This is a genomic window from Providencia sp. SP181, from assembly GCF_050446505.1.
In the GTDB taxonomy this organism is placed as follows: domain Bacteria; phylum Pseudomonadota; class Gammaproteobacteria; order Enterobacterales; family Enterobacteriaceae; genus Providencia; species Providencia vermicola.
The window spans coordinates 340,932-361,239 of record NZ_JBBPXM010000004.1; the positions used below are offsets into that span (position 1 = coordinate 340,932).

Annotated in this window: 19 protein-coding genes; 7 read left to right on the forward strand and 12 right to left on the reverse strand. The window is 41.8% G+C overall.

Going from position 1 to position 20,308, the window contains the following annotated elements:
• Positions 1 to 298 precede the first annotated feature (298 nt).
• Both AABS66_RS09490 and AABS66_RS09495 read left to right on the forward strand, forming a co-directional pair.
• Positions 299 to 1,996, forward strand: a complete 1,698-nt coding sequence (locus tag AABS66_RS09490; protein ID WP_430224858.1) for an NAD-dependent malic enzyme — start codon at positions 299 to 301, stop codon at positions 1,994 to 1,996.
• Between the two features lie 160 nt (positions 1,997 to 2,156).
• Positions 2,157 to 3,056: a rhomboid family intramembrane serine protease gene (locus AABS66_RS09495; RefSeq protein WP_430224859.1), complete on the forward strand. Its 900-nt coding sequence runs from the start codon at positions 2,157 to 2,159 to the stop codon at positions 3,054 to 3,056.
• A gap of 45 nt (positions 3,057 to 3,101) precedes the next feature.
• Here the strand turns inward: AABS66_RS09495 and AABS66_RS09500 are convergent, their stop codons facing one another.
• The 5 genes from AABS66_RS09500 to AABS66_RS09520 all read right to left on the reverse strand — a co-directional run bounded on the left by AABS66_RS09500 (position 3,102) and on the right by AABS66_RS09520 (position 7,947).
• A complete protein-coding gene (locus AABS66_RS09500; protein WP_430224860.1) occupies positions 3,102 to 3,884 on the reverse strand; it encodes a sulfite exporter TauE/SafE family protein in 783 nt (260 codons plus the stop codon).
• The gene (locus AABS66_RS09505) at positions 3,884 to 4,729 is read right to left on the reverse strand and encodes a MurR/RpiR family transcriptional regulator (protein WP_430224861.1); all 846 of its coding nucleotides are present in this window, start codon (positions 4,727 to 4,729) and stop codon (positions 3,884 to 3,886) included. Before AABS66_RS09505 ends, AABS66_RS09500 begins: the two co-directional genes overlap by 1 nt.
• Positions 4,730 to 4,746: 17 nt before the next feature.
• Entirely contained in the window at positions 4,747 to 6,108 is a 1,362-nt protein-coding gene (locus AABS66_RS09510) for a PTS transporter subunit EIIC (protein WP_206085376.1), read from the reverse strand.
• Positions 6,109 to 6,166: 58 nt separating this feature from the next.
• A complete protein-coding gene (gene murQ / locus AABS66_RS09515; RefSeq protein WP_206085375.1) occupies positions 6,167 to 7,084 on the reverse strand; it encodes an N-acetylmuramic acid 6-phosphate etherase in 918 nt (305 codons plus the stop codon).
• Positions 7,085 to 7,254: 170 nt separating this feature from the next.
• Entirely contained in the window at positions 7,255 to 7,947 is a 693-nt protein-coding gene (locus AABS66_RS09520; RefSeq protein ID WP_206085374.1) for a carbohydrate-binding family 9-like protein, read from the reverse strand.
• Positions 7,948 to 8,322: 375 nt separating this feature from the next.
• Between AABS66_RS09520 and sanA the strand changes: the two genes are divergently transcribed.
• Complete coding sequence (gene sanA, locus AABS66_RS09525) at positions 8,323 to 9,027, forward strand: outer membrane permeability protein SanA (protein WP_206085373.1); 705 nt, start codon at positions 8,323 to 8,325, stop codon at positions 9,025 to 9,027.
• A 1-nt stretch (position 9,028) separates the two neighbouring features.
• Here the strand turns inward: sanA and yeiB are convergent, their stop codons facing one another.
• The 3 genes from yeiB to AABS66_RS09540 form a co-directional block, all read right to left on the reverse strand.
• Entirely contained in the window at positions 9,029 to 10,180 is a 1,152-nt protein-coding gene (gene yeiB / locus AABS66_RS09530; protein ID WP_430224862.1) for a DUF418 domain-containing protein YeiB, read from the reverse strand.
• A 3-nt stretch (positions 10,181 to 10,183) separates the two neighbouring features.
• Positions 10,184 to 10,843: a GTP cyclohydrolase I FolE gene (gene folE, locus AABS66_RS09535; RefSeq protein WP_206085371.1), complete on the reverse strand. Its 660-nt coding sequence runs from the start codon at positions 10,841 to 10,843 to the stop codon at positions 10,184 to 10,186.
• Positions 10,844 to 11,044: 201 nt separating this feature from the next.
• Positions 11,045 to 12,226 carry a YbfB/YjiJ family MFS transporter gene (locus AABS66_RS09540; RefSeq protein WP_272516337.1) on the reverse strand — a complete coding sequence of 394 codons (1,182 nt, stop codon included), beginning with the start codon at positions 12,224 to 12,226 and terminating at the stop codon, positions 11,045 to 11,047.
• Positions 12,227 to 12,476: 250 nt separating this feature from the next.
• On the opposite strand from AABS66_RS09540, the gene moeA reads away from it, so the two are divergent.
• The 3 genes from moeA to AABS66_RS09555 all read left to right on the forward strand — a co-directional run bounded on the left by moeA (position 12,477) and on the right by AABS66_RS09555 (position 14,995).
• Positions 12,477 to 13,718 carry a molybdopterin molybdotransferase MoeA gene (moeA, locus tag AABS66_RS09545; protein ID WP_430224863.1) on the forward strand — a complete coding sequence of 414 codons (1,242 nt, stop codon included), beginning with the start codon at positions 12,477 to 12,479 and terminating at the stop codon, positions 13,716 to 13,718.
• Between the two features lie 5 nt (positions 13,719 to 13,723).
• The gene (gene moeB, locus AABS66_RS09550; RefSeq protein WP_272538814.1) at positions 13,724 to 14,476 is read left to right on the forward strand and encodes a molybdopterin-synthase adenylyltransferase MoeB; all 753 of its coding nucleotides are present in this window, start codon (positions 13,724 to 13,726) and stop codon (positions 14,474 to 14,476) included.
• A 183-nt stretch (positions 14,477 to 14,659) separates the two neighbouring features.
• Positions 14,660 to 14,995 carry a zinc ribbon domain-containing protein YjdM gene (locus tag AABS66_RS09555; protein ID WP_206085368.1) on the forward strand — a complete coding sequence of 112 codons (336 nt, stop codon included), beginning with the start codon at positions 14,660 to 14,662 and terminating at the stop codon, positions 14,993 to 14,995.
• Between the two features lie 80 nt (positions 14,996 to 15,075).
• Here the strand turns inward: AABS66_RS09555 and AABS66_RS09560 are convergent, their stop codons facing one another.
• From AABS66_RS09560 to AABS66_RS09575, 4 genes are all read right to left on the reverse strand, one after another.
• On the reverse strand, positions 15,076 to 16,674 hold the full coding sequence (locus AABS66_RS09560; protein ID WP_206085367.1) for an ABC-F family ATPase: 1,599 nt from the start codon (positions 16,672 to 16,674) through the stop codon (positions 15,076 to 15,078).
• A 205-nt stretch (positions 16,675 to 16,879) separates the two neighbouring features.
• On the reverse strand, positions 16,880 to 17,719 hold the full coding sequence (gene tauD / locus AABS66_RS09565; RefSeq protein ID WP_430224864.1) for a taurine dioxygenase: 840 nt from the start codon (positions 17,717 to 17,719) through the stop codon (positions 16,880 to 16,882).
• Between the two features lie 186 nt (positions 17,720 to 17,905).
• A complete protein-coding gene (locus tag AABS66_RS09570) occupies positions 17,906 to 18,364 on the reverse strand; it encodes a GNAT family N-acetyltransferase (RefSeq protein ID WP_206085365.1) in 459 nt (152 codons plus the stop codon).
• 25 nt (positions 18,365 to 18,389) lie between these two features.
• Positions 18,390 to 18,965 (reverse strand): TIGR00730 family Rossman fold protein, encoded by a 576-nt coding sequence (locus AABS66_RS09575; protein WP_206085364.1) that lies wholly within the window; start codon positions 18,963 to 18,965, stop codon positions 18,390 to 18,392.
• A gap of 339 nt (positions 18,966 to 19,304) precedes the next feature.
• Between AABS66_RS09575 and rhtA the strand changes: the two genes are divergently transcribed.
• Positions 19,305 to 20,192 carry a threonine/homoserine exporter RhtA gene (rhtA, locus tag AABS66_RS09580; protein WP_430224865.1) on the forward strand — a complete coding sequence of 296 codons (888 nt, stop codon included), beginning with the start codon at positions 19,305 to 19,307 and terminating at the stop codon, positions 20,190 to 20,192.
• Positions 20,193 to 20,308: the final 116 nt, after the last annotated feature.

Sequence of the window (20,308 nt, forward strand, 5' to 3'; positions counted from 1 at the left end):
AAAAATAATTCATTAGACAAAAGATAAACATCAATTAAAAAATTCAAGAAATAATAAAGAAAACTGTATTTACACCTTTAAATTTAAAAAATGGATTAAAACCATTATGTTGCTAACCGTGATCTACCCGTCGTAATCACAACCTAAAAGTACGCTTTAGTTTCATTCCTTAACTAAATTCTTTATTATGTCTATAAAATTTTTAACGATTTTGCATCATTATTTACTGTACATATTTCCTGTTTAGCTTAGGATCTACCCTGACTTTGTTGATTAATCGTCCGAAGAGTGATATTTCATGGAACATGAATACGAAACAAAACGCCCTCTCTATATCCCCTATGCTGGCCCAATTTTACTTGAATTCCCTTTATTGAATAAAGGCAGTGCGTTCACTGAAGAAGAGCGCGCGAACTTCAACCTGCATGGCTTGCTGCCTGAACAAGTTGAAACTATCGAAGAGCAAGTTGAGCGTGCTTATCGTCAATTAATTGATTTTAAAACAGATATCGATAAACACATCTACTTAAGAAACATTCAAGATACCAACGAAACCTTATTTTATCGCTTGATTGATGCCCACTTAACGGAAGTGATGCCAATCATCTACACTCCAACTGTGGGTGAAGCGTGCGAACATTTCTCTGATATCTATCGTCGTGCCCGTGGGTTATTTATTTCTTATCCAAACCGCGCACATATTGACGACATGCTGCAAAATGCCACAAAACAAAATGTAAAAGTCATCGTTGTCACAGATGGTGAGCGTATTTTAGGCCTTGGTGACCAAGGTATCGGCGGCATGGGCATTCCAATTGGTAAGCTGTCACTGTATACCGCATGTGGCGGTATCAGCCCTGCTTATACCTTACCAATTGTTATTGATGTAGGAACGAATAACCCACAACGCTTGAATGACCCGCTGTATATGGGATGGCGTCATCCACGTATTACCGGTGACGAATATAACGAATTCCTCGATGAGTTTGTGCAAGCAGTTAAGCGCCGTTGGCCAAATGTTTTATTGCAATTTGAAGACTTCGCACAGAAAAATGCGATGCCGTTATTAACCCGTTACCGTGATGAGCTTTGCTGCTTTAACGATGATATTCAAGGGACTGCGTCCGTAGCATTAGGTAGCCTCATCGCCGCCAGCAATGCCGCAGGCAGTAAATTAAGTGACCAACGTGTGACGTTCTTGGGTGCAGGCTCAGCTGGTTGTGGTATCGCCGAGCAAATTATTGCCCAAATGAAATCCGAAGGGTTAAGCGACGAAGAAGCTCGCTCACGCATTTACATGGTTGACCGCTTTGGTTTATTGACGGATAAACTCCCTAACCTGCTCGATTTCCAAGCTAAATTAACGCAAGATAGCGCTAATTTAGCCAGTTGGGATGTGGACAGTGATTCAATTTCGCTGCTGGATGTGGTTCGCAATGCCAAACCAACTATTTTGATTGGCGTTTCTGGCCAAGCTGGCTTGTTCACTGAAGAAATCATCAAAGAGATGCATAAACACTGTGAACGCCCAATTGTGATGCCATTGTCTAACCCAACCTCACGCGTTGAAGCTCGCCCAGAAGACATCATCAATTGGACAGACGGAAAAGCATTAGTTGCAACAGGCAGCCCGTTTAGCCCAGTGTCTTACAAAGACCAAGTTTTCCCAATTGCCCAGTGCAATAACTCCTATATTTTCCCAGGAATAGGCCTAGGGGTTATCGCGTCAGGCACAAAACGAGTGACTGATGGTATGTTGATGGCAGCGAGCCGCGCATTAGCAAGCTGTTCACCACTGGCAAAAAATGGCGAAGGTGCTTTATTACCATTGCTATCGGATATCCAAGATGTTTCGCGCGTTATTGCCAAACAAGTTGCCAAAGAAGCGCAGATTCAAGGTGTAGCAACCGTCACCTCTGACAGCGCTTTAGATGAAGCCATTGAACGTAATTTCTGGAAACCAGAATACCGTACTTATAAACGTACCTCGTTCTAATTTGTTGTTTATTAAATTGAAAGGCGCATAAAATTGCGCCTTTTTTATTTTCCTCATTAATCTGAAAAAAGAGAAAATACCCGAGTTCAGATAATGGTAAATTGCGCTAATGGCTTAGCTTATTTAATATATCAATACAAAGCGAAGATAGGATATTGAAATGGCTGACCCTTTAGAGACACACGCTCCCCATAAACCGAAGTTTTCCATTTGGGCCATGGCACTCACCTTATTGATAGTCGCCATAAATATCACCGTTTATTTTTATCAGCTTACCTATGCAGCGCCCCTTGATTCCCAAGAAAATAACTTATTAATATTTGGTGCAAATGTTTACCAACTCTCCTTAACGGGGGATTGGTGGCGCTACCCGATGAGTATGGTGTTGCATTCAGGGGGCTTTCACCTCGCCTTAAATACCTTGGCTCTGTTTGTAATAGGGATTGAATGTGAGCGGACATACGGCAAATTCAGATACCTCGCTATCTACCTATTTTCAGGTATTGGTGCAGCCTTTTTTAGTGCTTATTGGCAATATAGCGAGAGTATTCGTGAAGCCACCAGCCGTGCATCAATGAATTCATGGAACAGCTTATATTTACCTGATAATATGGTTTATATCACTGTGAGTATTGGTGCGTCAGGTGCCATTATGGGGCTTGCTGCCGCTTCGGTTATTTATCTTTTAAAAGCCCTGAATAACCCCAACTTGTCCATCGAAGAAAAAAACCAATTAAAACGCCCGCTGTATAATATCATTGGGATGATTGCTTTAACTTTAGTGAATGGTTTGCAGTCTGGCATTGATAACGCAGCCCATATCGGCGGGGCTATTTTAGGGGCAGTCATTAGTGGAGCCTTTGTTCTCGCACCGCAATCTACACCGTTGTCGAAACACCTTTCCAGTCTATTGATTTCAGTGATTGCAGCGGGATTACTTATTTTCGCGTTGCAGCACTATTCGTCCTCGCAAGATGAAGACCTAAATGATGAGCGCGTTTTTATTTACCAAGAAATGGAAAAAGAACTGAATCACTTAAAGAAATGGGATTTAGATTAGCTCACTTGCCCTATTATTCACAATATCAATAATAGGGCTATCTGTTTAAAAAGAGAATAAATTCAGTGTCATCATGATTGCACTGCAGGTGATCAGTAACAGGGTAATGTATTGAAATGTGCGCTCTGACAGGTGAACCAGCAAATATTTCGCCACTGGCATGACAATCAATGCGCCCACACATAAAATAAGCGCCAGTTTTAAGTCAGTATACCCTTCCTGCGCATAAGCCAGTGCCGATGACCCCGACAATACCGTTGTGACAAAAATCGAGGTGCCTATCGCCTGCTTAATATTCAATTGCATGTAACGTAACAACATGGGCAAGACGACCACGCCACCGCCAACCCCTGTCGCCCCGAGAACAATCCCCGCTAATACTGCAGGAAGTGCCATGGACTTCAATTGGGAGGCCTGCACTACAGTTATCTTTGCTGGCGCGGCGAAAAACATTCTCTGTACAAATAAATAAAGGGAAAAAATAATTGCAGCTGCAACGAGAAGATTAATCCCCCACTCAACTTGTTTTTCATATCCCTCAAGACTACCCAGCCATGTCACCAACAAACTGGCTAAAAACGTACTTGGCAACATAATTGCTAAAACAATCATTGCCCCTTTGAATGGGATATTGCCGAGGCGAAAGTGCATATATGAGGAGGATATTTTCATCAACATCGATAAAAAGTTCGCTGTTGCCACCGCAGCTAATGCATTTAAGCCGAAAAAGTAGGTGAGTATTGGCAAAACAATCACCCCACCGCCAACTCCTGTAGTGCTAATAATCAATCCGATCACTGCACCGATGGCTAACTCCGTTAAAATCATTAATTCTTGCCTTGTATCAGGGCTCGCCGCCCTTTTTGCAGTGCTGTATCAGCATCACTGTCTGCGAGAGTAAGGTATTTAAAAAACAGCGTATCGAACGTCACCATCTGCAAAACTTGTGGGGTAATGACTCCAAGCTGCGTGTGCTGTTCATCATAAAAGTACGGTAAGGTGAAATCGGCCAGTTTTGTTGCTTCATCTTGCCCAAAACGGCATAAGGCAACAGTAGAACAGCCAGCCTCTTTAGCGGAATGCAACATGTTATTGATTTCTTGTGTATTTCCACGCGCAGTCACTGCAATTGCAAAATCATCGGCACTCAAATTTGCAGAATAGCTCAGTTGAACATGCAAGTCATAGCTAAATAATGTGTGCTTGTTTACCCTGATCAGTTTATGGAAAATATCACTCGCCACAATCGCTGAGGAGCCAATCCCAAACAACACAATACGTTTAGCATTAACCATACGCTTAGCGACCTCATCAACCGTTGACGGTTCTAATAGCTCAAGGGATTTTTCAATCGCTGAAATAAACATTTGCCCCGTTTTTGCAATAATTTGAGACGTATCATCACTGCGGCTCAAATTACCATACAGGCTTTCCGCTTTGTGTTGCTTCTCATCGGAGAGATAATCCACCTTAAATTCAGGATAGCCACGGTAACCCATTTGGCGTGAAAAGCGAATAACAGACGCGCTACTAACCCCTGCCGCTTGAGCTAACTCAGCAGCATTCATGGCAATTAAGCTTTCGCGATTATCAAGTAAAAATTTCGCGATCCGCTGTTCAGTGCCCTTACCTCTCGTCTGCAAGCTTTCCAGTTTTACCGTCAGTGTCGACATGGCTATTCCTTATTTAATTATTTTTCAGGATCGGTGAAGCCTATTATCATACTGGCAATGAATCCGACAATCCATGCACCTGCAACAGCAATGAGGAAATCAAGGATTTGGCCATCACCCACTAATGGGATTAACGATAACCCTGCGGTACCAAATGGAATGATAATACCCACATGGAAAAACGCCATTAACGCCCCGCCCGCTGCACCACCAATACAACCCGCAATGAAAGGTTTGCCTAGTGGCAATGACACACCGAATAACAGCGGCTCACCCACACCAAAGATCCCCACAGGTAACGCACCGACTAAGGTTTTTTTCAGGCGTTGGTTTTTGGTTTTTAAGAATACCCAGAAACAAGAACCCACTTGCCCCATACCGCCCATGGCTAAGATAGGGAATAAGTAATTTAAACCAAAAGTTTGTAAGATTTCTGCGTGGATTGGGATTAAGCCTTGGTGTAAACCTGTTAACAATAAGAACAGGAAGCTGCCGCCTAAGATCCCCCCCGTTGCGACCGCACCGCCACCACTATTTAATAACGCAACGGAGACCCCTTGCGCCAAAATTTGGTTTAAATAATGACCCGCAGGTTGGAATACCGCAATTGCCACCATCGCTGAGACTAAAATGGTCACAAATGGCGTCACTATCAGATCTAAACTCTCTTTGATAATGCTTCTAAACCACACTTCAAATTTGGAAGAGAACACCACCACCATCAAGACCGCAAAAATACCGCCGCTATTTGGCACTAATTTTGAGCCAAATAAAGTGATATCCGCTAACCCTGGCATTGACAACAAGCCTGCCATCACAGCACCAATCGATGTTGATGCCCCTAACTCTTTTGCGGTATTAACCCCAATCATAATCGATAGGTAAGCAAACACCGCACTACCAATTAACTTCAATAACTTGAACAGCTCAGGGAACTGATCGACCACTTCAGGTGCGACTAAACGGACGATATTAATCAGCCCCATAATCAGACCACAACCAATTAGTGCAGGAATGGTTGGTACGAAAATCGCGGCTAATGTATTGAGGGTACGGCGAATTGAGAAACCTTTTTTCTTTTCAGGTTCTGTATTTTCTATGCTTGCTGCGCCGCTGCCTTGCATACGTTTATTCATCACAGAAAACACTTTTGCCGCAGTTCCCATACCAACGATCACTTGCTGTTGTTCACCGTTAAAAATAACGCCTTTTACCCCTTCAATTTGCTTTAAAGCTTCGGCATCAAATTTTTCATTATCTTTTAAGACTAAACGGATGCGAGTCATACAGTGAGTCAATGTTGCCACGTTCTCAAAGCCGCCCGCATATTTTTCTATTTCTCTGGCGAGTACTTCCAGATGTTCTATTTTATTAGCCATATCGTTCCCCTAATGTTGGCAAAGCTATTTCCATAACTTACCCGCATTTTCCCATTTATTAACGGCGAGTTTCTAACAAGCTATCCAATGTAGTATTTGGATGTTGTTGAACGAGTTCCGTTGCTTGCTGTGCATTAATTTGTAATTCAAACATCAAAATTGCGCGTCGCGGATGGTAGTCCACTTGCTCTAATAACTGTGCTGCGGCTTCGGTATCAATACCGCAAACTTCACTGACAATGCGTTCTGCACGGCGCAATAACTTATAATTACTTGCGACAACATCAACCATTAAATTGGTGTGAATGCGTCCTAAACGCCCCATCACACATGTGCTTAACATGCCTAAAATCATTTTTTGTGCAGTGCCACTTTTCATCCGTGTTGAGCCCGATAACACTTCAGGCCCAACGTCAGGAGCGATAGCTAATTTCGCCACATCACTGATTAGCCCATGACCCCGCGTAGTGATCGCGACAGTTAGCGCCCCAACTTCATTGGCATACTCAATACCTGCAAGGGTAAAAGGAGTTCGCCCGCTCGCCGCGATACCGACAACCACATCCTTTGCAGTGAGGTGGCGTTTTTTTAACTCATCAATAGCCGCATCCGTTGAATCTTCAATATTTTCAACTGCTTTTAGCATGGCATTATGGCCACCTGCAATAATGGATTGGACTAATTCAGGGGAGGTACCAAAGGTTGGGGGGCACTCCGCACTGTCTAATACCGCCAGACGACCAGAGGTACCTGCGCCAATATAAAATAGCCGTCCACCTTGTTTCATGCACTGTGCGATAGCATCAACCGCTTGCGCAATATTCGGTAGAACTTGTTGGATAGCCCCAGCAACTGTCGCATCCGCTTGGTTAATCGCAGTAGCCATCGCTAACGTTTCCAACCGTGAAAACTGTAATGTCTCATGGTTGAATTCATTTTTTAGGCAGTCGCTCAGTGTATTTTCCGCTAGAGACATTAAAACGTCCTCACATTGAAATTATATTTCATAAAAAATTACTATATATGAACTTTAATTTCAAACAAAATCACAACAAATGGATATTTTCGTCAGCGAATATGATCGCTCTCACAGTTCATTCAAGGAAAAATGATGTGTTTGCCGGCCATGAAAGACCGGCTATCAGGTTACTTCACAAATTTGCAGGTACCAAAGGCTGATGGGATATGGAAATCTGGTTTCACGGAATCTGGTTTAATCCAGCTAATCCATTTGCGAACTTGTTTTTCTTCACCCGCGCTGAATTCACCACGCAAAATAGCACACATTAACGTTTGCTTGTCTTTGTCTTGCCACAGGTTTAGACGCGTGAATTCATCCAAATCGATTTTCCCTGTTAATACATAACCATTCGGTGTCATTTCCCCCACTGTTTGCAACGTTTCCCAGTTCCAACTTGGGTCAACCTCACGATAGTAGTTGGCTTTTGCATCGAACGTGCGGCCTTTTGGGTCCATTTCCGCAGTATAATAAGGTTTAAGCTCAGGGCTGGTAGCAAAAAACAGTTCAACACGGTCAGAATCTAGCACCGCTTGGTCTTTATCGGCGTTATCACCTAGCTGAATGTCTTTATCATCCGCGATAAAGCGAAAATAAAGGGCATCATCACTCCAAAGCGCACGGAAGTCGGTTTTTGGTGGTGTTTCTTTTTCCCATGGATAAATAAAGTCGGTTAACACTTCAGCTTGCTGCCATACGGCTTCGTTTTGTGCATCATTTAGTGATTTTAATTGATCAGTATGGTTGATTTGGTACTCTTTCGCCGCAACACTGGCTGTCACTAACATCGCACCAGCGGCAAGTAATGTGGTCAGTTTCATATTTCCCTCACGTATCAGATTTTCATATTTGTTTTATGGACTGATGATTCCCACCCCAAAAGAAATGAAATTTCATCATCTATATTAAATATAGAATTAAAATTTCAAAACAAACAGACAATCTGTGGTAAAAAATTTCGCTCTGTGAAGCAACTCACTGTTTGAATAATCTTCACTCACCCATTTTTCATCCAATATCTGATTAATTTTAAATCGATTTTTAGGTTTAATAGCGGTCAACTTTGAATCTGTCCTCAACATTGACATGACTTTACGTTGGGCGACTTGCGTCACTAATTTAAGTCAAGTAGCCTAGAAGCGAGTCTACTGAGGCTAACACCTTCTTATTATGATTTTTATTTTCAAGGCTAGGACATGAGGAAACGTCTGCTTATTGGTCTTCTTATTCTTGCAGGGATAGCAGTTACGACCATTATTCTACTTGATCGCTGGATTAGCTGGGATACTGCACCCTATATCTATGAAGATGTAGCGCAATTACCTGCCCGTGATGTTGGCATGGTACTTGGCACATCCAAATACTACACCTCTGGCGCCACTAACCTCTATTACACCAACCGAATCAATGGCGCGGCACAAGCCTATCACAGTGGAAAAGTAAAATATTTGCTACTCAGTGGTGATAATGGCGCTCATAATTACAATGAACCCATCAATATGCGTAAGGATTTAATTAAAGCGGGTGTTCCAGCCTCTAAGATTGTGATGGATTTTGCGGGGTTCCGTACTTTAGACTCGGTTGTCCGTACCAAAAAAGTGTTTGATACCGATAACTTCACGATCATCACGCAACGCTTCCACTGTGAGCGTGCCGTTTTTATCGCTAAACATAAAGGGATTGATGCACAGTGCTATGCGGTTCCAGCACCTGCTGGGATGTTCAAAGTTCGTGTCCGTGAAGTGTTCGCTCGTTTAGGCGCTCTCGCTGATGTGTATATTTTAAAACGTGAACCGAAGTTTTTAGGTGAGCAAGAGTCCATTCCTGCTCCGATAAAAATGCCAGATGGCATCAAAGGCTACCCAGCCGTATCACCTGATGAAGTCAGCAAATTAAATTAACTTATCCATTCACTTGGTTTAATTTCTCAGTTAACTTCCGCCATACCCATTCAAGCGGGCCTTGATTGAAAAATCGTAACCAATAATACGAAAACAAAATATTTGCCAACCAAACAGGCGGGATAAAAGCCAATAACTCAAAACGGGTAAATTGCGCAAAATACCCCAGATGGTAAAAAATAGTGGTGCAAATCAGCGTTTGTAAAATGTAGTTACTCAACGCCATTCGACCAATATTTTGTAACCATGAAATAACCACAGCATGCTGAATGTGCCCCCAAAAACCATATACCAAGGCAATATAACCCAGCGCCTGAAAAGGAATGACTAGCTCATTAATGATGTAGCCAATAATTGAGGTAGAAAAATAACTCCATCCAAACTGGCTCTGCCCATATAACGCAACCACTTGAATAAGCAGCGAAGGGACAATAAAAAACAGCGCCATACGGCGATAATGCATGGCACTAAATTGCCCTCGTAGCCAACCATTTCGGATTAATAATGCTCCAATAATCATCAATGCAATAAGCTGCCAACCATACTGAATAAATAGCATTTGAAGCATCGCTTGGATTTCTTTCATGCGATAAATAATGCCCTCAATACCACCCACTGTTTTTGCACTGTATTCGAAATATATTTGTTCATCTGAGGTCTGCCAAAAACCTTGAGGGTCAACTCCCCAACCTAAAATAAGCAGAATAAGTAAACCAATGAAATAAATGGATGCCGCTATTTTCAATAACGCCCTATCATCGTATTGATTCAATAAATACGTAGCCACCAGCCCCGTTAATGCATAAGCCAGTAGAATGTCACCATCCCAAAGACCAATGCCGTGAATCACCCCAAATAAGGCTAAAATAGACAAACGTTGATGGTTCCACCTTAAAGTTCGAGGCTGCAATAGCGCTAATGTGGCACCGAATAAAATCGAAAAAATAGCGAGGACTTTCCCTTGAAAAAACAGATTAAATACAATCCAAACAAAGGCTTCAGAAGGTGGTGTGCTGGCAGTGTAATAAGGGTTTAGATAGGCCGCTAATGGCAAAGCAAAACCAAAGATATTTAATAAAAAAATACCAAGAATTGCCATGCCACGAACGGTATCAAGCTGCTTGATACGGCTTGATGATGTAATGATTGCCATAGATTATAGATGGCGAACCGCACGTAAAAACTCTTGCCGTGTATTTTGGCTCGACTTAAACAACCCACCTAACGATGTTGTGGTGGTAGCACTGGTTGCATCACGGATGCCACGCGCTTTTACGCAGTAATGTACCGCATCAATGGAAACCGCCACATTCGTGGTTCCAAGTAATGTTTGCAATGCCACTAAAATTTGCTGTGTCAAACGCTCTTGAACTTGCGGACGTTGGGAGAAAAACTGCACTATACGGTTGATTTTCGATAACCCAATCACTTTATCTTTTGGGATATAAGCCACTATCGCTTTACCGTCAATAGTCACAAAGTGATGTTCACAGGTACTGGTTAGCGTGATATCACGAACCGTCACCATTTCATCCACTTTCATTTTATTTTCAATTAATGTGATTTTAGGAAAATTGGCGTAATCCAATCCTGAAAAGATCTCATCAACATACATTTTTGCAATACGACGAGGCGTGTCAGCGAGGCTATCGTCAGTTAGATCAAGGTTGAGCAGCTTCATGATCTCTGTCATGTGCCCTTCAATCAGTTGCTTACGCTCATCGCCTGATTTTGGCTGAATACGCAAAGGGGTCTCTAACCCTCTGGCTTCCAACGCAGCGTGAACTAATTCGGCCTCTTTACTGAGAGATGACATGTGATCCTCCACAAATGGTGTGACTATTTTTATAAAAATGCAGGTGTGCGCCGTACTCTAAAACAGCAGGTGCAGATAATCCAGTACAACCGTTACAACATGTGTGAAATATTTGCATTCGCATCAACAACATTATTCACTATGGTAAACCCATTACGGCAAATCACTATCATTTATAAAATATGATTAGCTAAATATTTATTAATAAATCGGTTTGCTTCCGCGACAGTAAACCAATAATCCCCCCACCACCAATGCGATAAATGCGATATACAGCGCAGGCTCTAATTTTCCTGTTAAAGCGGTGGAAATAAATGACAGTGTTGGCCCAACTAACTGCCCAATAGCGTAAAAGGTAGTCAGCAGCCCCGCCATAAAACGATTGTGATCAGGCGCCAACTCGCGGCCAAGTTGTAATGCTAATTGCACTGTACACATAAACCCTGTTCCGACCAATATTGCAGAGATAACCAGCCCTGAAATACTCGGGATCACTTCTGCAAGCAATATCCCCATCCCTTGTAGCCATAAGCTAATCGCTAACCGATTACGGGTTGTTGATAAATTTCGCAGCAACATCGCAAATAATATACCGACTACCGCAGATGCCCCAAAAACAGGCCAAACAAACTGAGCAAATAAGCTATCAGGAAAACGTTGTGCGGCCATTTGTGATAAAAAAGTAGCTGGCAAAATATAACCAAACCCAGCGAGCCCATAACACCAAACCAAGCGTTTGATTTCAGGGGTTAGGGTTAATTTTTTAATTTCCCCCGCTGGCCGTTGCCATTGCCCCGAGCGAGGTAAATAACGGCTGATGTACAGGCTCAAAATCAGCGCCAATACACCATAAATTACCCACGCTTCACTCGCCGTTAAATGCCATCGTTGGATCGCTACCGCTAACATACCGCTAACGAAAATTCCCGTTCCCGTTCCCGCAAATACCGCCACACTAAGAGCTGGTCGGTTAAGTCTCGCCAAGGTTTCATTGGCCCAAGCTGCGACCAACACTAACGCAATGCCACTTGCCCAGCCAATCACAAAACGGGCAATACTGTGTAATATCGGACCATTAAGCAATGCACTCAGTAACGTGATCACTACCGCCCCCCACACGCCCAACCACATACGCCTTTCTACATATGAACGTGCTCGCATCGCGTCAAAAGAGCCTAGCAAGTAACCAAGGTAGTTACATGCAGCCACAATACTGGCACTCGATAACGTTAATTGGTGTTCCTCAATCATTAGGGGGACTTGAGGCGTTAACGTAAATCGCCCTATTCCCATTACCACAATTAACGACAGAAAACCTGTAAAAGCAATATGAAAAGCAGCAGCACTGCGGCTTGGTGAGGTTACAATCGGCTTTATTGACACAATTCTCACTCGTTACGTTCTAGAAACATTGCACCTAGAATAGTTTACTTTTTTACTATTTAACATTAATACAACAAAAACCGTTTTATCATTTAGTGCATTTATTTGTTCTTTATAACCGTAATATCTGCTCAAAAGCTATCTGTAATCAATTTCTATTCATTCACCCAACTCATGATTTCTGCCATAATGTGCATTACGAACACATTTTAAGCCTCAAGGCATTTCACAATAATGAGGGCCATTATTTATGGATCAGTGTCATACTAACGATTTGATTTCTTTAGATCTTGCATTGGAAAAATTACTTTCTGAAACCCAAACTGTGGTAGGTACAGAAATCATTCCACTGACTTCATCAGCGCAACGGATTATTGCCACTGATCTTATTTCCCCTATCAATGTCCCTCCCTTTGATAATTCAGCAATGGATGGATATGGTTTGCGTTTTGCAGATTGGGATGGAAAAACGCCAATGCCTGTTGCGGGTAAATCATTTGCAGGCAACCCGATGGAAGGCGAACTAAAAGCTGGCTGTTGCGTGCGTATTATGACTGGTGCGCCTATTCCACAAGGTGTAGATACGGTTGTTATGCAAGAATCAACTGAACAAATGGATGGTGGCATCCTATTTACTCAACCAATTAAAAAAGGCAGTAACGTCCGTAAAGCTGGCGAAGATATAGCCCAAGGCAGTTCAGTGTTCCCTGCAGGAACCCTACTTACAACCGCCCAATTACCGTTGATTGCCTCACTTGGTATTGCGGATGTGACAGTTTATCGTCGCTTAAAAGTGGCTGTGTTCTCAACGGGGGATGAGCTACAAGCTGTGGGTCAACCACTTCATGATGGGCAAATCTATGATACCAACCGCTTTACTGTTCGCTTGATGTTAGAAAAGCTCAATTGTGAAGTCTTAGATTTAGGCGTGATCCCTGACTCCCCTGAAAAACTAAAACAAACCTTTATTGAAGCAGATCAACAAGCGGATTTAGTGATCAGCAGTGGCGGCGTTTCTGTTGGTGAAGCCGATTATACTAAACAAATCCTTGATGAATTGGGCACGATTGGTTTTTGGAAATTAGCCATCAAACCAGGAAAACCTTTTGCCTTTGGTAAACTGAGTCATTCTTGGTTCTGTGGCTTACCAGGAAACCCCGTTTCTGCTGCACTCACCTTCTATCAACTTGTTCAGCCATTGATTGCACGCTTAGCAGGAAATAGCCAATGGCAAGCCCCACTACGTTTCAAAGTACCCGTCACCACACCTTTGAAAAAAACGCCTGGTCGTCTGGATTTCCAACGCGGTATTTTAAGTACCAATGAGCAAGGGCAACTTCAAGTTGCCACAACAGGCCATCAAGGCTCACACGTATTTAGTTCCTTTAGCTTAGCCAACTGCTTTATCGTGCTAGAAAGAGAACGTGGTCGAGTAGAAGCAGGTGAAACCGTTGATGTTGAAATGTTTAACTACTTATTGAAAAGCGAATAATTACCGTGCAAGAACTTAGCGATAACGAAATGCTGCGTTATAACCGTCAGATAATTCTTCGCGGTTTTGATTTTGACGGGCAAGAAAAGCTCAAAGCGGGCAAAGTACTGGTCATTGGCTTAGGTGGGCTAGGTTGCGCGGCAACGCAATACCTTGCTGCGGCGGGTGTTGGTTATTTAACATTAGTTGATTTTGATACCGTATCGCTTTCTAACTTACAGCGACAAATTTTGCACCGTGATACCACAATTGGCGAACCCAAAGTCGATTCTGCAAAGTGGCAACTTTGTGCAATTAATCCACATATCCATATTGATACGGTTAATGCCAAACTTGAAGATGCGCAGCTTAGTGAATTAATCACTCGCCATGATGTGATTTTAGATTGCACCGATAACGTCGCTATTCGTGAACAACTTAACCGTTTATGTTTAGCGCAGAAAACACCGTTAGTCTCTGGCGCAGCCATTCGTATGGAAGGCCAACTGTCTGTTTTTACTTATGAAGATAATACCCCCTGTTACCGCTGTTTAAGCCGTTTGTTTGGGGAAAATAGCTTAACCTGTGTCGAGGCAGGGGTGATGTCTCCGCTAGTTGGGACTATAGGCACATTAGAGGCAATGGAAACCATTAAACTCCTCGCTAACTATGGCAAAGTGAATTCAGGCAAAGTCTTATTGTTTGATGCGATGGCGATGGATTTTCGCCAATTTAAACTGAGCAAAGACCCGCACTGTGAAGTCTGCAACTCAAACTAGCTAGTTATTTAATTAGGCGAAAATATTTTCGCCTAATTAATCTCTTTCCAAGCACAAAATTAAGATTATTCCGAAAAAACAAATTAATGGCCCTTTGAGCTTATACTATCCCTCTTTTGTGGTACCTGTACGTATAAATATCACCACGTTTTATTATTTTATAATGCTACTGAGAGTATGAATATGCAATTCCCTCCTTGCCCGAAATGTCAGTCTGAATACACCTATACTGATAATGATATGTATGTTTGCCCTGAATGTGCGCACGAATGGAATGACGCAGAACCCGTGGCAGAGATTGATGAACTGATTGTTAAAGATGCCAACGGCAATCTGTTAGCGGATGGCGACACAGTCACCGTAATCAAAGACCTGAAAGTTAAAGGCAGTTCTAACATGCTCAAAATCGGTACCCGTGTGAAGGGCATTCGCTTAGTCGAAGGTGACCACAATATCGATTGTAAAATTGATGGTTTTGGCCAAATGAAGCTGAAATCTGAGTTTGTGAAAAAGAACTAAGTTAAAGCTAATTCTGTTTTAAATACAAAAGCCCCAGTAACATACACGTTACTGGGGCTTTATGTTAGAGAAAAGCTTATTTAAAGAACAACGCCCTGGCTTGTCAGGTACTCATCATAAGTACCTTTGAAATCAATCACTTTATCTTCTTTGATTTCTAAAATACGACTTGCTAATGAGCTGACAAACTCGCGGTCATGGGAAACAAACACCAACGTTCCTTGGTACATCTCCAGTGCTAAGTTCAATGACTCGATAGATTCCATATCTAAATGGTTGGTTGGTTCATCCATAATCAAAATGTTTGGTTGTTGCATCATCAACTTACCAAATAGCATACGGCCTTGCTCACCACCCGATAACACTTTCACTTTTTTCTTAATATCATCTTGTGAAAATAATAAACGGCCTAAGATACTACGCACCGCTTGCTCATCATCACCTTCGTTTTTCCACTGGCTCATCCAGTCAAAAACATTTAGATCAGTTTCGAAATCTTCGGCGTGGTCTTGTGCATAATAACCAATACGACTATTTTCTGACCATTTAACCATCCCACTTGTTGCTGGGTGCTCACCCATTAAGGTTTTTAAGAAAGTGGTTTTACCAATACCATTGGCTCCGATAACCGCCATTTTCTCACCCACTTCAAGCAGTAAATTAACGTTTTTGAAGAGTGGGCCTTGATCGTAACCATTCGCTACTGCCTCTAATTCAAGGGCATTACGGAACAGTTTTTTCTCTTGTTCAAAACGAATAAATGGGTTTTGACGACTAGACGCTTTAACCTCATCCAATTGAATTTTATCAATTTGACGTGCACGTGATGTCGCTTGCTTTGATTTAGATGCGTTAGCGCTAAAGCGGCTAACGAAAGATTGCAGTTCAGCAATTTGCGCTTTTTTCTTCGCATTATCAGACAGTAAGCGCTCACGCGCTTGTGTCGCTGCAATCATATATTCATCATAGTTACCCGTGAATAAACGCAACTCACCATAGTCTAAATCTGCCATGTGCGTACAAACTGTGTTGAGGAAGTGCCTATCATGGGAAATAATGATCATAGTACAGTTACGATCATTCAGGATTTGCTCTAACCAACGGATAGTATCAATATCCAAGTTGTTCGTAGGCTCATCGAGTAACAAAATATCTGGGTTAGAAAACAAGGCTTGTGCCAGCAATACACGTAGTTTCCAGCCTGGTGCAACTTCACTCATTGGGCCATAATGTTGCTCAACAGGAATGCCTACACCTAATAATAATTCACCCGCACGAGCTTCCGCACTGTAGCCATCCATTTCACCATATGCGACTTCCAAGTCAGCAACACGGTAGCCATCTTCTTCGCTCATTTCAGGTAGTGCGTAAATACGATCACGCTCTTGTTTCACATTCCACAGTTCAGTATGGCCCATAATGACCGTATCCAGAACCGTATATTCTTCGAATGCAAACTGGTCTTGGCGAAGCTTACCAATACGTTCATTCGGATCTGTTGTACTGACGTTACCCGCTGTTGGGGTTAAATCGCCACCTAAGATCTTCATAAACGTCGATTTACCCGCACCATTTGCGCCGATCAAACCGTAACGGTTGCCTGTACCAAATTTAACTGAAATGTTTTCAAACAGTGGCTTGCTGCCAAACTGCATAGTGATATTGTTGGTTGTTAACACTGCTATGCCTTAAATTAAACGGTGTAGAGTTACCTGTCTTAAAGAATGCGCATCATAGAAAAAGCCAACAACACTGCTTTAAACAGTAAAGAAAACAGCGATTTCTATGATATGTAATACGACGGATATAAATAGCGGCGCATTATGCCATAATCGAGCGCTTAGATCTTGTTCTGTTTTTGATAATTGTCATTCTGCAATCATTCTAATAAGGTACGCCGCCAATGATTGTTGCCCTGTGCATAATACGCCTTTCGGGCAAATAATCTGCTGTCGCATAGTGCTGAGTGATTTGATTATCCCAAATCACCATATCATCTTTTTGCCATTGCCAACGCACCTGAAACTCTGGTTTATTAATATGTTGGAACAAAAAACCTAATGTTATTTCGCTCTCTTTTGGCGTTAACCCAATGATACGGGTAGTAAAGCCTTCATTAACAAACAACGCTTTTCGCCCTGAAATTGGGTGGGTTCTAACGACAGGGTGTGATACGGGTGGGCTATTTTCTTTGGCTTTCAACCATCTCGAATGAATTTCTTCTGAATGGCTAAAACGATACTCTGGGAATGACTTTGTAAAATCATGTACTGCCTGAAGACCCACTAGCATATGTTTCCACCGAGCAGATAATGCACTATAAGCCACCACACCACTGGCCCATAATGTGTCACCCCCTAATTCTGGAATATGCTTTGCCGCTAATACCGCCCCCATTGGCGGTGTTTCAATAAATGTAACATCAGTGTGCCAATTGTCGTTATCGGGTGGGTTCTGTTCATCCGTATCAAGTACCATTATTTCTTTGCATTCAGGCGTATGAGGGTAAATGGGATGTGTGTGTAATAAACCAAACCGCTCAGCTAATTGTTTTTGCTGTTCAGGTTGTATAGGTTGGTTTCTAAAAAAAAGGACATGATATGCCTGCAACGCATAGTTCAGCGCTGTAAACTGTTTATCATCAATATGTTGAGATAAATCGATACCACTGATGAGAGCGCCTAATGCGGGTGAAACTCGCTTTATTTTAAAAGGATATTCCATATAATTCCTAATCACTTCAGTTTTAATGTAAAAATAAAAGTAATCTAAATTAGGCTTTTTAAAAATATCAAAAAAAATAAAGTTAATATAAAACAATATATTAGAAATATAATTATCTTAGTAATAGATTGCTAATTTATATGTAAAATAGGATATATCGGCCGTATTCGGCCGACATGAGGTAAATTATAACTTAATGCCCATGGTGCGAGTAATTTCAGATAGACCTTCACGCTCATAAAAACGAATCGCATTATGGTTTTGTGCTAACACCGATAGCTCCAAGTGGCTAAACTGCTTGTTTTTCGCCCAATTTTTCATACCATCAAGTAATTGATGCCCTGTTTTCTCACCACGAGAATCTGGGGAAACAATCAAATCAAAAACGTAGGCAAAATCCCGTGGAACCATACAATTATAGGGAGCCGCAGATTGGTGCTCGGCAATACAAAACCCTTTAACTTCGCCTTCAAATTCCGCGACTAATAGATGAAACTTATCATCAACAATAGCATTTTCAATAAATTCTTGTGATTGTTCTGCAGGCTTCATACGCTCAGAGTCAAGTAAGGCCATTTCCGTAAACAAGGTTTGATAGAGGGATAAAACAGCATTTAAATCATCACGTGTAGCTTCTCTTATCATCATTTTCCCATTATTTTTACGCAGTTTAATCGTATGTTTTTACTGGTGGTGCAATATAAGATTCAAAACTATCAATTAACGCTGCTGGTGAATCGTTGACAATCGCCATATGACGATACTTTTCGTGTAAAAAACCTTCATCCGCCATTTTATTTGTCATATCAATTAATGGCTGCCAATAATTATTGATATTAAACAACGCACAAGGCTTGGTATGCAGGCCAATTTGACTCCATGTAAACACTTCCGCATATTCTTCTAACGTGCCATATCCACCTGGTAAAGCAACAAAAGCATCCGCCAGCTCAATCATTTTATTTTTTCGCTGATGCATTGTTTCAACTTTATACAGTTCAGTCAGGTTCTTATGTGAAATTTCACGCTCTTCGAGCAATGACGGTATAACACCTATTGCCTTTCCACCTAACGATAAAACAGTATCTGCGATTGTCCCCATGATACCGACACTGGCACCACCATATACTAATGCAATATCACGCTTGACCATCTCTTTAGCAAACTCAATGGCTTTTTGCTGGTAGATTTCATGTTTACCCATGCTAGAACCACAATATACTGCAATACTTTTAATTGTTCCCATTACGTCCTCGTTTTTCATTTTATTATGACTTTTTGGTAAAAAAAGGATTATACGGGAGCGTTAAAGAAGCTCAACCCAGATTATTTGCCATAATAAAACCCTATTAATCTCTTTTTATACCATTGCTATTTCACTAAACCAATATCGATTTCCCTATATCACATTTTATCCCCCATCAGCGAGTGCTATAAGGTAATAAACAAATATAAAGCAGTCTTATTTTATGCGATAATCCTGTGAAATTATTTTTCATTGTAATATTTTAATTTTTATTTAACACGAATCACTGTTATCGCGTGTTTACTGACTTAGTGACGTTTTTCTGAGGTTTTATTATTTATGTCTGCCGATACCAAAAAGAGCGCATTTCCACTATTACCAATAGGGTTATTATTGCTAGCAATGACCTCAATTCAAAGTGGCGCTTCTTTAGCTAAAACACTATTTCCTCTTATCGGCGCTCCAGGTGTAACAGGCTTACGCTTATTGATGGCCACCATCATCTTGTTTGTTATTTTTAAACCTTGGCGCTTGAAGTTTAGAAGAAGCTCATTGGTTCCATTGTTAACGTATGGGCTATCTCTCGGAACAATGAATTACCTATTTTATCTATCACTTGAGCGCATCCCTCTTGGGATTGCTGTCGCACTGGAATTTACAGGCCCATTAGCGGTTGCGATGTTTTCTTCTCGCAGACCTATCGATTTTTTGTGGATTGGGCTGGTTATTGCTGGGTTACTCTTTTTGCTACCTATCGGTGATAACATTAATTCCATCGACCCACTCGGCGCTATTTATGCGCTAGGGGCTGGCGTATGTTGGGGAATTTACATTATATTTGGCCAACGTGCAGGTGCTGGTTACGGCGCAGCAACCGTGGCAGTTGGTTCCTTTATATCTGCTCTGATTTTCTTCCCTATCGGACTTATGCAGACAGGCTTTGAGGTGATGTTTGACCCAGCAATTTTACCCCTCGCTTTAGCCGTTGCCATCTTATCGACAGCATTTCCTTATACCCTTGAAATGATTGCCTTAACACGCCTACCAGCAAAAACGTTTGGCACATTAATGAGCCTAGAGCCATGCATGGGCGCATTCCTCGGTATTGTTTTCTTGCAAGAGCACCTGACATTAACCCAATGGCTGGCTCTGCTGTGTATTGTTTGTGCCTCTATCGGGTCAACATCCACAGCCTCACCGAAATCAAAAATTGAAGAAGTCTCATAAAAAACAAATAATATCTTGTTTTTTGAAGCATTAATTAGGTTAATAAACTTATTCATTCGGTTTATTAACCTGTTATCTTGCCATTAACATTTCATTTTCTTGTCATATTTATTTAT